This window comes from Photorhabdus sp. RM71S, assembly GCF_042879355.1.
Lineage (GTDB): Bacteria > Pseudomonadota > Gammaproteobacteria > Enterobacterales > Enterobacteriaceae > Photorhabdus > Photorhabdus kayaii.
The window spans coordinates 1-12,987 of sequence record NZ_JBHFKV010000080.1 but is presented as its reverse complement, the minus strand read 5'-3'; the positions used below and the strand labels follow the sequence as shown (position 1 = coordinate 12,987).

Sequence of the window (12,987 nt, the reverse complement as noted above, 5' to 3'; positions counted from 1 at the left end):
GAAGTGCGCCTGCTTGATGAGCCTGTCGGCTTTCTGGTTTTCACGGTGAGTCAGTTCCTCCTCAACAAGCAACAATAGACGTTCTTCGAAGCCCAGTTCGTTATACGAAGAAGGCAACGAAACTTGCTGGCGCAGGGCATCACGAAAACCGGAGAGCCTAAGACAAGTGAGATGTTCATAAAGGGTATTCATCAGGCATTTCCTTTATCAGTGGTAATAATGGCTGCCACGCACATTATCGTGGTCAAGTTCAGCAAGGGGATCCGAGGCCGGTGTTGGCACAATGGCGTGTTTATCCAGTCCTTTTTCGAGAATGGATTTGAGTCCTTTCAGCCGATAAATTCCCGTGGCCTGCGCACGCTGGCAGGCCTTGTCGAGACGGGCATAGCCATAACGTTTGTATAATCCTATCACGCCAAGCACATAACGATATCCTTGCTCCGGATGGGAGCGGGTCTCCAGAATATGGGTCACATAGGCTTTGACGTGCTCTCCTGCCATGGAAGCCCATTCAATCAGGCTTTCTGGCGTCCATTTCCCCTGATGGCGGTGGGCCGCTGGCATATGTTTTTCCTGGGTGCTGTAACCAGAGTGGCGTTGCCGGGGATGGATGGCGACGACCTCGCCATGATGATACAAAGTGACCAATTCGTTGCTGATATGCGCTTCCAGGTGTTCCCGCATCAGCTGATAGGGGACAGAGTAATAATGTCTATCGATATCAATATGATAATCAACATGTACCCGGACTTTTTTCACCTGCGTGTACTGATACGATTGTTGGGGTAAAGGATTTAGCGCAGGTTTATCCAGTTGCTCGAACAATGCCTTGCGGGAGTCTTTGCGTTTTTGCATCGGCTTTTGGTTCAGGTTTTCAAGCAGTTCGGTGATGCGCTGGTTCAGTGCCTGAAGCGTGAAGAACGTCTCATAGCGAAGTTTGCCCATGATCCAACGCTCAACCACCTGAACCGCCGACTCCACTTTTGCTTTGTCTTTGGGTTTGGCCGGTCTGGCCGGTATCACCGCAACCTGATAGTGAGCCAGCATCTGCTGGTAAGTCGGATTGATATCCGGATCATAACGGCAAGCCCGGGAAGTACTGCTCTTCAGATTGTCAGGGACAACCATAACAGGTGTCCCCCCGAGGTAATCAAAGCAGCGAACGTGGCTCATGACCCAGTCTTCCAACGTCTGGCTCCAGGTGGCTTCCGCATAGGTGTAACTGGACGCCCCGAGTGTGGCGACAAAGACCTGGGCCTGACGATATTCGCCAGTGTCAGGGTTGATAACGGGCAGCGTAGGGCCGCAATAATCAATGAATAACTTTTCCCCAGCTTTATGCACCTGACGCATAGAGAGCGATAGGGTTTTTGTCCAGGCTTTATACAGTCGGCAATAGTGGTTATAGCTGTAATGCCCGCCCGGATGGCGTTCGGCATACTCTTCCCACAGGAGTTGCAGGGTGACGGTTTTGGCCGACAGCGCTTTATGCACCTCTGCCCAGTCCGGCAACGTGTACTTCCTGAGCTGGACTTTCGTTTTTAAAAACTCACGCTTGAGCGTGGCGTCATTCCAGTGCGCAGGTAACGGCCACTGGGTGATCCCCAGCTGAGCAGCGCGGTTGGCATAGCGTGAGACGACGGAAGGCGAAATAGCCAGGCTTCGTGCAATCTGCCGGTGAGTAAGTTCAGCACCGTATTTCAGGCGGAGTATCTCTTTCAGTTTTCTCATAGTGATAGTCGGCGTTGGCATAGTCATCCTGGAGGTCAGTTGAAATAGCCTCAGGATAGGTGAAAGACAACCTATGAGCAGGGAGAAAATCCCATTAATGGAGCTCACCCAATAACATTGGAACACAAAAGTGATCTCCATCGATGTTATTAGGTGATCTCGTTGGATGGTATTAGATGATCTTGATGAATGTTATTGGGTGATCTGCTTGGATGAAAATACCCATCTATACCACTAAAGCCTCAAAGCACTGCCGCAAGAAATCTGGCTGGTTCGCTATTAGATTGAACCAATAACCTAAAAGGTAACTTACAAAATGAGTTTGTTATGTCCCTTGGCTAGCTGGGACGGGCAATATAGCTAATTTGATAATAGTTATTAAAACAGCTATTCTAAGTTTCATCATTCAGCGGAGGGCAAAAGTATGATTAGTGCAGACTTGGGAAAACAGCTTGAGGGCTATGTGACGCAACTGATCGCGTCTGGCCGTTACGGTTCAAAAAGCGAAGTGCTACGCGAAGGTGTTCGGCTGATTCAGGACAGAGAAACTCACCTCGCGGCGCTCGATGTATCGATTGCTCGCGGTCTGGCTGACGCCGACACAGGGCACACCAAACCAGCGGAGGGCGTGTTTAACCGACTTGCCGCGAAATACGGGGCGATGGCAGATAAATCGTCATGATTGTCCAGCTAACATCCGAAGCAGAAGACGACCTTGAACACATCGCTGATTACATCGCCCGGGACAATCCGCGCCGGGCGCTTTCTTTTATCATGGAACTGCGCGACAAGTGCATGAGCCTAGCAGACATGCATCAGGCATTCCCACTGGTGCAACGCTACGAATGCCACGGTATCCGGCGTCGTGTACACGAAAACTATCTGATTTTCTATCGGGTCGAGGCCGAACAGGTGGTGGTGGTCCATGTGCTTCATGGCGCGATGGATTACGCCACTATCCTGTCTTCACCTAAAGAAGAATAAGGGCATGGTATTAAGTGTTGTCCCGACGCCTTACCATCAGAAAAGAATAGCTAATGGGGTTATAACCTTGCGTTGATTTCCGCAATAAGTTTTCTTGCTGAAAAACAGTGATGAATTAAGCAAATCCGGGAGCACAAGAAAACCGTCGTTTTTCTTGTGCCATATTCCGTTTTGGTTTTCCAAATTGCAACCAAATGATACAGCTTATCCCCGATTCAAAAGCCGACTGGCCCAAACAGAATTGGAGCATTTTTACACGGTGACTGATGCTGAACGAGGCTGTTGCGACAGTACAACTCGTTCAAGTACCACGCGCTTAGGATTTGCTTTGCTGTTAAAAACCTACCAACGGTTGGGCTATTTCGTCACTTCAGAGCAAGTACCCAATGCCATTGTCGAACATGTTGCCATCAGTATCGGCGAAACCTATGATCGAGAAAATTTACAGCAGTATGACATTTCGCAAGCCAGACGTAAGCACTTATCGGTGGTGCGACAATTTCTTGAGGTCAAGCCATTCGGAGATGATGGTAAAGTTTTGATGCGGCAAACTTTTGCTGAAGCGGCATTGATCAGGGAAGATGTCATCGACATTATCAATATCGGCATTGAAACGTTGGTACGCCATCGTTACGAATTACCGGCGTTTGACACTTTGGTACGCGGAGCACGTGCTGAACGTGTTGCCGCTAATCTGGCGCTACATATGTCTATTCATGATGCGCTTGGCGATACAGGTCGACTATTTCTCGACAAGCTATTTATCGTTGGTGACGATCCCCGACGCGTAAGTCCTTGGAACGATGTTAAGCAGGATACTGCCAAGCCGACAGTAAATGGCATGCGTATTTTACTTGAGCGTTATGACCAACTAACCGAGTTGGCCTATCATACTCATCTGCTAAAACCCTTACCCGTCGTCAAAATTAAACAATGGGCACTTGAAGGTAACAGCCTTGATGCCGCCAGCATGGTCGATATGGCCGCGCCCAAACGCTACTCAGTTACTTTAGCTTTGATTCGACAACGCTTGGCAATTGTGACCGATGATCTCTGTAATATCTTTTGCAAGCAGATGGGCCGAACTTTACGGAGCGCAGAAGAAGCTCTGGAAAAATATCTGGCAGACAATCAAGAAAAAACAGATGAAATCTTGCGCCGTTTCGCGGCGCTGGAGGCACTCTTAAAATCGAGTCAGTCAGCAGACGAACAGTTAAAGGGAGTACGCCAAACTGTCACGGCACGCCCAGATTTATGCGAGTTCTCTCGCTTGCATGTAGAATATGGTGGTAAAAACGAGTGTCGTTTTATTTTGAAATTCTTCAAACCACGACGATCAGAGATGCTGCGGATTTTGAGGAAGTTAACGCTCAAATCTACCAGTCAGGATGTTAGTTTTGAGCGATCACTAGATTTTATGCTGGAAAACAGTCAACGACAAAACGAGTGGATGACACTCAAGGGCAAAGGCGAAACAGTATTAACTTCAGACGATCTAGTCTGGATCCCTGAGAAATGGTGGAAACTGGTAACAGGAGAAGCCAAGCGCGATATTGCTCTAACCCGAATCAACCACCGTCAATTCGAAGCATGTGTATGTTTGCAAATGGTTCGGGAATTGAAGTCCGGTGACCTCTGCGTGCTGGGTAGCGATGCCTATTCAGACTACAGGGACGAACTGGTGCCCATGAACGAATGTGAACATACACGCTCCGACTACGGCGAAAAAGTGGGCTTGCCGGTCGAGAGTGTTGAATTTATCAAGCATATTCGCGCCATGTTGACAGGGGTGGCGCAGCAAACGGACAAATCCTACCTGGATAATCCTTATTTCAAGATCATTGATGGCAGACCAAAGTTGAGTCGCCAAGATAAAAAAGAAAAACCACCTGGATTTAAGCAGTTCGACGACGCATTACGACGTAAGCTCGATAACTTGGGCCTTTCACTTCTGGATGTACTGACCGATACCATGCAATGGATTGGGTGGGGTAAACATTTTGGCCCGTTGAGTGGGCATCAAGGAAAGTTACAAGACGAAGATCGACGTAAAATTTTAACAGTATTTGCCTATGGTACTGGCTTGGGGCCGACGCAAATCGCCAAAAATATTGCCGACGTCAGTGCGCGTCAGGTGTCATTCGTCGATCAGCGTCAGATCACGACTGAAAAACTAGAGGCTGCTATTTGTTCTACGATCAATGGATACAATCAATTTCAATTACCGCGTTATTGGGGAGATACGAAACGCGCTGCGGCAGACGGTACACAGTGGAACCTGTATGAAAATAATCTGCTGTCGGAAAAGCATATTCGTTACGGTGGTTATGGAGGCATTGCTTACTACCATGTTAGCGACACCTATATCGCGCTGTTCTCGCATTTTATTCCCTGCGGCGTATGGGAAGCTGTGTATATCTTGGATGGATTAATCAAGAACAAGTCTGATATCCAGCCCGATACGGTGCATGGCGACACTCAGGCGCAAAGCGCGCCCGTGTATGGCTTAGCATTTTTGCTAGGCATCAAAGTAATGCCACGTATTCGCAACTGGAAAGATTTGAAATGGTTCCGTCCAACAACCGACGAAGTGTATCAACACATCGATGACCTGTTTACCAAAGATGCAATAGATTGGGACGTGATTGCCTGCCATCTACCTGACATGTTTCAAGTGGCACAATCCATTCGCGCCGGTCGTATTTCACCATCAACCATCCTACGTAAACTCGGTACTGCTAGCCGGAAAAACAAGCTGTACTTCGCTTTTCGTGAGTTGGGGCGTGTTGTCCGCACAATGTTTCTACTGGAATATATTAGTGACGATGCGTTACGGCAAGTCATCCAGGCGGCACAAAACAAGTGTGAGGGTTTTAATAATTTTTCACAGTGGGTTTATTTCGGGTCGGATAAGATTGAGGAAAATGTACGTGAAGATCAGTTGAAAATAATCAAATACAATCATCTGATTGCCAACTTAATGATCTTCCACAACTGCCACACAATGACACAGGCATTCAAAGAATTGGAAGCTGAAGGTATGAAGTTAACACCTGAATTAGCTGCCGCGTTCAGCCCATACAGAACACATCACACAAATCGTTTTGGTATGTATGAGCTACGGGAGCGAGATGTAGCGCCGATTGACTACGGTGTGACGTTTCAAATGTAGCGAAATTGGGGATGTTACTCATTTACGCAGGAATCCTGACGGTACCCCAACAAATGACAACAGCGGGTAAACCGGTGACTGGTGCATCCTTCGAGGCTATTCACTGGGATGTCATCAACTGGCGGGCCATTGAACAGCAGGTGCGGCGACTGCAAATGCGTATCGCGAAGGCAACCCGGGAAAGACGCTGGGGCAAGGTGAAAGCCCTGCAATGGCTTCTGACCCATGCGTTCTCAGCCAAATTACTGGCGGTACAGCGCGTAACGAGCAATACCGGCCGTAACACCCCCGGTGTGGATGGCTAAATCTGGAAAACCCCCACGCAGAAACTCAAGGGTGCGCAGTCATTACAACGGCGAGGGTATCAAACCCAACCATTGAGGCGCATCTATATCCCCAAAAAGAATGGCAAACGTCGACCGCTCGGTATTCCCGTTATGGCTGACCGAGCCCAGCAAGCACTTCATTTGCTGGCACTGGAGCCCGTAGCAGAAATGCTGGCAGACCCAAACGCCTACGGGTTCCGGCCCGGACGGTCGGCGGCAGACGCCATTGCACAGTGTTTCAATATATTGGCACAACGCAACGCAGCCCGGTGGATCTTTGAAGGGGATATAAAAGCTTGCTTTGATCAAATCAGCCATACATGGCTTCGTGAGCATGTGCCGATGGATAAATCAGTCCTCGGAAAATGGCTGACGGCAGGCTACATGGAAGACGGCAAGGTCTACCCCACTAAGGCAGGAACACCACAGGGCGGTATCGCGTCACCGGTTCTGGCTAATATGGCACTGGACGGGCTGGAGTGGGTGGCACAACGCGCTGCCCCTCGCCAGAAAGTCTATGTCGTTAAATGTGCGCGGACCCCCTATTCCACTGAACAATCTAGCCCTAGCGAACCCAATCAAAATGATATTCAATCTGAAATACTGTGTGACTACCGTATCTGTATATCTATGTTGCACCTCCCATGCAACACAGTATCTCAGCTAAAGCTGACCGACTAAAGTCGGTGGTTAACCTTTTATATGGAAGAATAAATGCTACACACCTTCTTCATTATCCGCCCCGATGAGAACATAATCCACAGGCTCCTCCTTATTGTATCGTACATTACCTATAACTGAGGCTGAGTCAATTGGTGAAAAACTAGTTTTCCCAAATGCAGTAGTTGCTGTTTCCAGGGTTCCTTTTGCCTGAGCAATTACTGAGTTGTATTGACGTATATACCCTGTTGTATCAATGATATTGTTCTGAATGATTTCATCAAACACACTTTTAATAGGGATGAACCATAAAGCATGCCATCCGTTTTCCTTATAATTGTCGTAGTAAACATAATCGTTAAATCTAACAGCTACATACCCCCTCATTACCACATCAGCAACCCAATCAGCTTGTAATCTATTAATAACCCATGTTGATTTTACTAATACAGAAGAGTGAGCAGGTACAACAGTAGGTACCTTAATGCTTAACCCATTGTCTTTTGAGTTTTTCCAAGATTGTGTGGATGAAACACTTAACTCTGCTGTTATCTCTACTTTCCCATCAGCAAAGAAAGGAACATTAACTCCACCGGATACCTTGTTGCCAATTTTCACTGCCTCGGTAACACTAATAGTTAGTTCAGAGGTTTTTTTCTCTGTAAACGTAACATCCATTGTTTGTTTTTCTCCCGTGCTGTTATGCACAGTGTGGGATAAATCAAATCCCACACCATCAGGAAGTTCTCTTTTGTTTACAAAATGAAACCCCCCAGCTTCTAAATCGCTCTGAACTTCATATTTTGTATACGGAGAAAGGTGAGAATTACCACCATATTTAGTACTCGCAGTAAAATGCAAACTAGTTCCCAGTTGCTTAGCTTTCCACGCACCCCATGCATTAGTAATTTCTTGAAGTTCTTTCATGATATAACCTCGATTAAATGAAGAGTTAAGTTCAGCTAGTTTAAAAATTAACGTAACTTATATTATGTTACGTTATATAAAGATCGTAGTTTGATTTAAATAAAACGCAAATATTTAATTAGAGAATAATATATAATGATAGTTTACATTATATATTATTATTCATAGATATAATAACTACTATGTCATCATCCAGCGTTTTATGAGTCCGTTTGGAAAACGGAAAATATTCCACGCGAAGGAGAGCATAAAATCTATGGGGTATTTTTACACAGCTAGAGCCTCTATCTCTGTATTCTTCAATTTGGGATACCAACGATGAAATAAACTTTCAAGCTCTTCATTTAATACTGTTACCCGTGTTTGTAAGAGATAATACGCACCTTGCTGACTCCATTGCATTTGCTGTTTTTTCGCCATTCGCTTTGCTATCATTTCATTGACGGTTGATTCAACAAATGCTGTTGATATCGGCTCTCCGTAACGATATCTTTCGCCATAATTGGAGAGCATAAAAAAGTCTGGGGCACTTGAATTATTTAGCGGTAAAATGGGCAACTCAACCGGACTATTACCCATTATCGGCCCATGAATACTTATACGTTAAAGTGGCTTCTTTAGCTGCTTTGCCACATAAATGCCCCACAGTTTTTCATGCTCTCCTGTAGTCAAGGAGCCTGCGCCTCGATGAGTTCCGCGCCTGATGAACCTTAAAACCTTTTCGGCTTGAAAGAGCCATTTTTTATGTTAGGTTTCTCATCAGGCCGGTAGGCCGTTCATGTTATCAATAATCAGTCTTCGCAAAACCAGTGGGGTAACATTTAATAGGTTCACAATGACGCCAGCTTTAGGCGACAAATAGGGGGTTTGTGCCCAATTCAGCGAAAAATTCCACGAGTGAAAATAAATTTAACAAATTCAATTCATTATAATTAAATTTATTCTATTAATTTAATCTTTTTCGATACTTTAGATATTGTGTGTCCAGAGCAACCAAGCAGGTCAACAATATAGCTATAGCTTTTGTGTTCCCTGAGAAGGCCTTCTATTTTTTGATGCAATTTCTTATCCATCGGGCGACCTTTATATGGCACTATTGCAAAGCTTCAGTCACTGATACGCTGGGATAAGCGTTTTATCAGCCGGAGCTTGCCATATGAATGCATTCAAAGGTCGCCATTTTACCGGCATTATTATTTTGTGGGCAGTCCGTTGGTACTGCAAATACGGCATCAATTATCGTGAACTTCAGGAAAAGGACGTGTCGGGAATCAATAAGGAAAAATCGGAAGATAATGATTGATAATGAACGCGGCGAACCTCGTTACTTTCAACGAGGTTTGTTAGCAGTCTGATATAAATCATGACTTCCCCTAGAATTAAAGTAAAGATAACCTAAACTAAAAATAATAGGTAGAACCACTTGAACTGGAACATTGGGTGATTGAATCGTTCGATGAGTATAGTTCCGAACTTCTCCGGCCCCACTACATATATTTATCTTTGGGTGGTAATCGAACAATTGTATCAAAGACTGGTACAGAAGTCATAAATTATAGTTGGAAATTATATGAAACCCTGAAAGAAAATTTTCGCGCCTTCGTCGTAAGGTCGGGCTTTGTAAATTTATAAATAAATGATGAGGAAATTATGACAATTATTTTAAAATCAATTAATAAAACACTCAAGACTTCGTTCAATGAATGGATGGATATTGAAGGACTTTCTCTCGATTTAACTCCATATTCTTTGAAAAAGTCAGGGAGGGCTTTAATTATTTTGAATGTGCCGAGTCCGTATGCTACTGGAAACAACTACCCGAATGTAAGCTTCGCCATCACCATGAATTCGGAGGTTCTGGCGAATGGCAGCATCAGTTACTCCTTTAAAAAGCCGGATTCTGCTGGTCGAATTCCAATTACTTTGCAAACAGATCTCGATTTGACTAAGGTGTTGGGTACTGTACAAGCACGATGGTCGACAGCTCGAGGTAGCACCGGACATATTGATAGCTATTGCAGCATAAGTGCAATTATTGACGAGGGAAAGTAAAAAAACTAATTCAAACAAAACTATTAAGAGCATAAAATCTATGGTCACCCCCATTTTTGCAACACTGATTTCCGGTGTATGACGGGCTTGCTTAAATCTATTTGGCGTCTCTATGGGCAAGGATGCCCGCACCACGATGAGTTCCGTGCCTGATTTACTTGCTTTGGTCGCTGATCCCTCTGTCACTTTTAAAACTACGGGAAAGATAAGTGGTAATGGTTATATTTCCGGCGTTATAATCCAAAATAAAAAAGGAGGAAATACAAGTAAAAAATAAATCAATGGCATTTAAAAAAACACTTCTACTGAAATGGTTCTTACAATTTGGATTCGCCTAATAACTATAATTATAGGATTAAAGTTTAAAAAATAATTAATAATAATTGTTACGAGCCTTCATTTTATTTAAATAGGATATTTTATGATGAATAAAAAATTCTTTGATGACCGTATTTCATTTTATAAAATTCACCAAATATTTTTTTGTTATGTAAGAGAGGCTTTTTATTTTTATTATTGTCAGGAAATTCTATGGCAGCATTTAATGATTGGAATATGCAAGGATCATAAGGAGGGTGCATGTACATTTACTCCGGAAAATTGAAATCAATCTGGCCTTCAGCAGACAGTGACCTGGTTGTAATCTTTCCACTTGAAGTTGAAGTCAACCAGCCAGTAATTGTTTCATGGGAGCCGTCAATTATCGTCAACGATAATCTCGATGAATCCAGAAGTTTAAGTGGTGTAATTAGCGAGCTTGAACCACAGGAATTTGGTTTTAACATTTCCATTGATTGGGGGCAGAATTTCCGATTGATTGGATTAATTGCTACGGACAAAGAGTCTCTAATTATCGCAATGAAGGATGAGAATGGTAGCACGTTGTTTACATCGACGTTAACTAACCTTCAGGAACAGGAAGTGTTGCCGGTTGTTAGCCGACTTATAAAAAATACCCTTCAGAATGTCCCGAATGGGATTAAATCTCTAGGGAGTACCAACACAATACTTAACTTTATAAATAGGACCAGCACAATACTTAACGATACCGACTCAATATGGTTTTGTCAGTTAACCGATTCAGGCGATGATGCTGTAATGAGAACCGCTGTCAACGGTGGGCTTAATCTCGGAATGACCGCTATGAGTTTGATGCTTCCAGGAGGACCGATGGCGGCCATATCCTTTGCCCTCACAAGTACAGCTATTACAGCTATCTCGTCGGTTGATGCGTTGTGGAGTGAGGAGAAAGAGCAGTATAACGGAAAGTTGCCCCCTGGTCGCTCCAGCACCAGAAAAAGTGGTTTTATGAAAAATAACTGCGTTTATTTGACGCGTTTAACGATTTTGCCAAAAAACAATAATCGTCTTGTCCTTCAGATGTATAAAAAAGACGGATTGGAAGACGGGCAATATAGGATAAAGGACATCATTAAGGAATTTAAGCCCAAAAATATGCTTGACCTAGTGCTGGATTCTGGGAAGAAGATGGTTGCCAGTTATTCGTATATTCAACTCAAAGCGTTTAAAATAACTAACAAACCCCACTCTCAATTTGATATGCGAAGCAATTTGGTTAACGAGGATGCTGGTGTGTGGTTTAGTTGTAAGTCCACTGGAAATCCCGAAGATCTTATTCAAGGTTCAAAGTTTAAATTTGATCAGTGGACGTCCGACATTAAATTCTCGTATAACCCTAATTATGTTAGTGTCGTCATCGTTGATCGGAAATATTACGGCAAGAACGAACATCCCAGCGCGATCCTCGAACTTTCGAATGATCCATTGAGGCAAGTATTAAGATTAAAGTCGCATAGGGTTGATGTTAGAAACACCAGTAATAGGAAGGAATTGAAACACGCGAATAGTCCGGACGAAGTGTTGAAGATAATCAATGATAATCAAAATTACGCTGTCTGGAGCTGGGAAGAGGGAGGTTATGTATATGGATACGACATGGGTAAACTGGATGAAATTGTTCCTCAAAAAAGTAGCCCACCCATATCGTACGTATATCTCAAAGTGGGTTTTGAAATGCCGTTTATAAAAGTTAAGAGCGTTTAGTTGAATTGAGACTGTAATTTAAATTGTGTATTTGTAGAGCATAAAAAATCGATTGATTGCCTGTGTCTATGTGCATGCCCCTGCCATTCGTGTTTCACTGGAAACATTGTTGGCGTTTGCTGAGCCTATGCGCCAGACAGCACAAGCGCTCAGTCAACTGGTCACGGCTGATAACGTAGCATGATGAATTATAAAACCACCTTGGTACTAGACTTTATTGTGCTGTACACTGATGATGGGAATTATTTTTTAATAAGAAAATATGAATAATAAAAAGGCGCGCCCCACACCCCATGATGCTACATTCAAAGGGTTTATGGCTCAGATAGAGAATGCCCGAGACTTTTTTGACATTCATCTGCCGGAGAAAATTAAGAGGCTATGTGATTTTAATACGTTAACACTGACTAATTCTTCATTCATTGACCGTCAGTTACGTTCAAGAATGTCCGATGTGCTCTATTCGGTGAAAACTCAACAAGGTGACGGTTATATTTATGTACTTGTTGAACATCAGTCAACGCCGGATAAAATGATGGCATGGCGCATGATGCATTATGCTTTTATGGCGATGAATCAACACCTTCAACAAGGAAATAAGGAACTCCCGCTGGTTGTGCCCGTTTTGTTTTACCACGGTGATAGCAGCCCTTATCCTTTCCAGCAACGCTGGACACAATGCTTTTCATTACCTCGCTTAGCGGAAGAGGTGTATTTCAATCCATTTCCACTAGTCGATGTGACCGTGATTGATGATAATGAGTTAGTCAATCATCGCAAAATCGCCGTGATGGAACTGGCGATGAAACATAAAAATTTGCGAGACAGGGTTGAAGCTGTGACCACATTATTGGCACAGGCCCTTAAGTACAATTATAATAGTGACAACGATGTTGTTACTATTCTTAACTACCTGTTTGTTACAATGGATTCTCCACATTTTGAACAGGTACTTCAGAAACTGATTGAACAGGTAGGCAGCCATCAGGAGGCAATAATGAATATTGCACAGAGATTACGGGAACAAGGTATTCAGCAAGGTATTCAGCAAGGTATTCAGCAAGGTATTCA

Annotated in this window: 12 protein-coding genes and 3 pseudogenes; 11 read left to right on the top strand and 4 right to left on the bottom strand. The window is 43.9% G+C overall.

From position 1 onward, the window contains the following. Together ACGF5R_RS22660 and istA are read right to left on the bottom strand one after the other, a co-directional pair. A pseudogene (locus tag ACGF5R_RS22660) lies at nucleotides 1–192 on the bottom strand (ATP-binding protein); the annotation flags it as partial. Nucleotides 193–207: 15 nt separating this feature from the next. Continuing rightward, nucleotides 208–1,752 (bottom strand): IS21 family transposase, encoded by a 1,545-nt coding sequence (istA, locus tag ACGF5R_RS22655; RefSeq protein ID WP_387692846.1) that lies wholly within the window; start codon nucleotides 1,750–1,752, stop codon nucleotides 208–210. Nucleotides 1,753–2,155: 403 nt separating this feature from the next. Here istA and ACGF5R_RS22650 point away from each other — a divergent pair, with 403 nt between their 5' ends. The 5 genes from ACGF5R_RS22650 to ACGF5R_RS22630 all read left to right on the top strand — a co-directional run bounded on the left by ACGF5R_RS22650 (nucleotide 2,156) and on the right by ACGF5R_RS22630 (nucleotide 6,894). Continuing rightward, a complete protein-coding gene (locus tag ACGF5R_RS22650; RefSeq protein ID WP_387692844.1) occupies nucleotides 2,156–2,413 on the top strand; it encodes a type II toxin-antitoxin system ParD family antitoxin in 258 nt (85 codons plus the stop codon). Beyond that, on the top strand, nucleotides 2,410–2,715 hold the full coding sequence (locus ACGF5R_RS22645) for a type II toxin-antitoxin system RelE/ParE family toxin (protein ID WP_387692841.1): 306 nt from the start codon (nucleotides 2,410–2,412) through the stop codon (nucleotides 2,713–2,715). Before ACGF5R_RS22650 ends, ACGF5R_RS22645 begins: the two co-directional genes overlap by 4 nt. 94 nt (nucleotides 2,716–2,809) lie before the next feature. Next, a complete protein-coding gene (locus tag ACGF5R_RS22640; RefSeq protein WP_387692839.1) occupies nucleotides 2,810–5,887 on the top strand; it encodes a Tn3 family transposase in 3,078 nt (1,025 codons plus the stop codon). A 53-nt stretch (nucleotides 5,888–5,940) separates the two neighbouring features. Continuing rightward, nucleotides 5,941–6,192, top strand: a complete 252-nt coding sequence (locus ACGF5R_RS22635; RefSeq protein WP_387692837.1) for a reverse transcriptase N-terminal domain-containing protein — start codon at nucleotides 5,941–5,943, stop codon at nucleotides 6,190–6,192. Nucleotides 6,193–6,264: 72 nt separating this feature from the next. Beyond that, on the top strand, nucleotides 6,265–6,894 hold the full coding sequence (locus ACGF5R_RS22630; RefSeq protein ID WP_387692835.1) for a reverse transcriptase domain-containing protein: 630 nt from the start codon (nucleotides 6,265–6,267) through the stop codon (nucleotides 6,892–6,894). 36 nt (nucleotides 6,895–6,930) lie between these two features. Here the strand turns inward: ACGF5R_RS22630 and ACGF5R_RS22625 are convergent, their stop codons facing one another. Further along, the gene (locus ACGF5R_RS22625; RefSeq protein ID WP_152963883.1) at nucleotides 6,931–7,800 is read right to left on the bottom strand and encodes an ETX/MTX2 family pore-forming toxin; all 870 of its coding nucleotides are present in this window, start codon (nucleotides 7,798–7,800) and stop codon (nucleotides 6,931–6,933) included. Between the two features lie 267 nt (nucleotides 7,801–8,067). After that, nucleotides 8,068–8,313: pseudogene (locus tag ACGF5R_RS22620) on the bottom strand (ISKra4 family transposase); the annotation flags it as partial. A gap of 643 nt (nucleotides 8,314–8,956) precedes the next feature. Here ACGF5R_RS22620 and ACGF5R_RS22615 point away from each other — a divergent pair. The 6 genes and pseudogenes from ACGF5R_RS22615 to ACGF5R_RS22590 form a co-directional block, all read left to right on the top strand. Further along, nucleotides 8,957–9,055: pseudogene (locus tag ACGF5R_RS22615) on the top strand (IS6 family transposase); the annotation flags it as partial. 395 nt (nucleotides 9,056–9,450) lie between these two features. Continuing rightward, entirely contained in the window at nucleotides 9,451–9,852 is a 402-nt protein-coding gene (locus ACGF5R_RS22610; RefSeq protein ID WP_152963882.1) for a hypothetical protein, read from the top strand. 112 nt (nucleotides 9,853–9,964) lie between these two features. Then, nucleotides 9,965–10,129: a hypothetical protein gene (locus ACGF5R_RS22605; RefSeq protein WP_162524240.1), complete on the top strand. Its 165-nt coding sequence runs from the start codon at nucleotides 9,965–9,967 to the stop codon at nucleotides 10,127–10,129. Between the two features lie 302 nt (nucleotides 10,130–10,431). Next, nucleotides 10,432–11,916, top strand: coding sequence for a hypothetical protein (locus ACGF5R_RS22600; protein WP_152963881.1), 1,485 nt, complete (start codon nucleotides 10,432–10,434; stop codon nucleotides 11,914–11,916). A 52-nt stretch (nucleotides 11,917–11,968) separates the two neighbouring features. Beyond that, nucleotides 11,969–12,100, top strand: coding sequence for a hypothetical protein (locus ACGF5R_RS22595; RefSeq protein ID WP_387692832.1), 132 nt, complete (start codon nucleotides 11,969–11,971; stop codon nucleotides 12,098–12,100). Between the two features lie 78 nt (nucleotides 12,101–12,178). Then, nucleotides 12,179–12,987, top strand: an 809-nt coding sequence (locus tag ACGF5R_RS22590; RefSeq protein ID WP_387692830.1) for an Rpn family recombination-promoting nuclease/putative transposase, incomplete at its 3' end; no start/stop codon positions are given.

What these genes read in the sequence shown, in the direction of transcription:
- istA (WP_387692846.1), bottom strand. Translation starts at nt 1,752, where the DNA reads ATGCCAACGCCGACTATCACTATGAGAAAACTGAAAGAGATACTCCGC.
- ACGF5R_RS22650 (WP_387692844.1), top strand. Translation starts at nt 2,156, where the DNA reads ATGATTAGTGCAGACTTGGGAAAACAGCTTGAGGGCTATGTGACGCAA.
- ACGF5R_RS22645 (WP_387692841.1), top strand. Translation starts at nt 2,410, where the DNA reads ATGATTGTCCAGCTAACATCCGAAGCAGAAGACGACCTTGAACACATC.
- ACGF5R_RS22635 (WP_387692837.1), top strand. Translation starts at nt 5,941, where the DNA reads ATGACAACAGCGGGTAAACCGGTGACTGGTGCATCCTTCGAGGCTATT.
- ACGF5R_RS22625 (WP_152963883.1), bottom strand. Translation starts at nt 7,800, where the DNA reads ATGAAAGAACTTCAAGAAATTACTAATGCATGGGGTGCGTGGAAAGCT.
- ACGF5R_RS22610 (WP_152963882.1), top strand. Translation starts at nt 9,451, where the DNA reads ATGACAATTATTTTAAAATCAATTAATAAAACACTCAAGACTTCGTTC.
- ACGF5R_RS22605 (WP_162524240.1), top strand. Translation starts at nt 9,965, where the DNA reads ATGGGCAAGGATGCCCGCACCACGATGAGTTCCGTGCCTGATTTACTT.
- ACGF5R_RS22600 (WP_152963881.1), top strand. Translation starts at nt 10,432, where the DNA reads ATGTACATTTACTCCGGAAAATTGAAATCAATCTGGCCTTCAGCAGAC.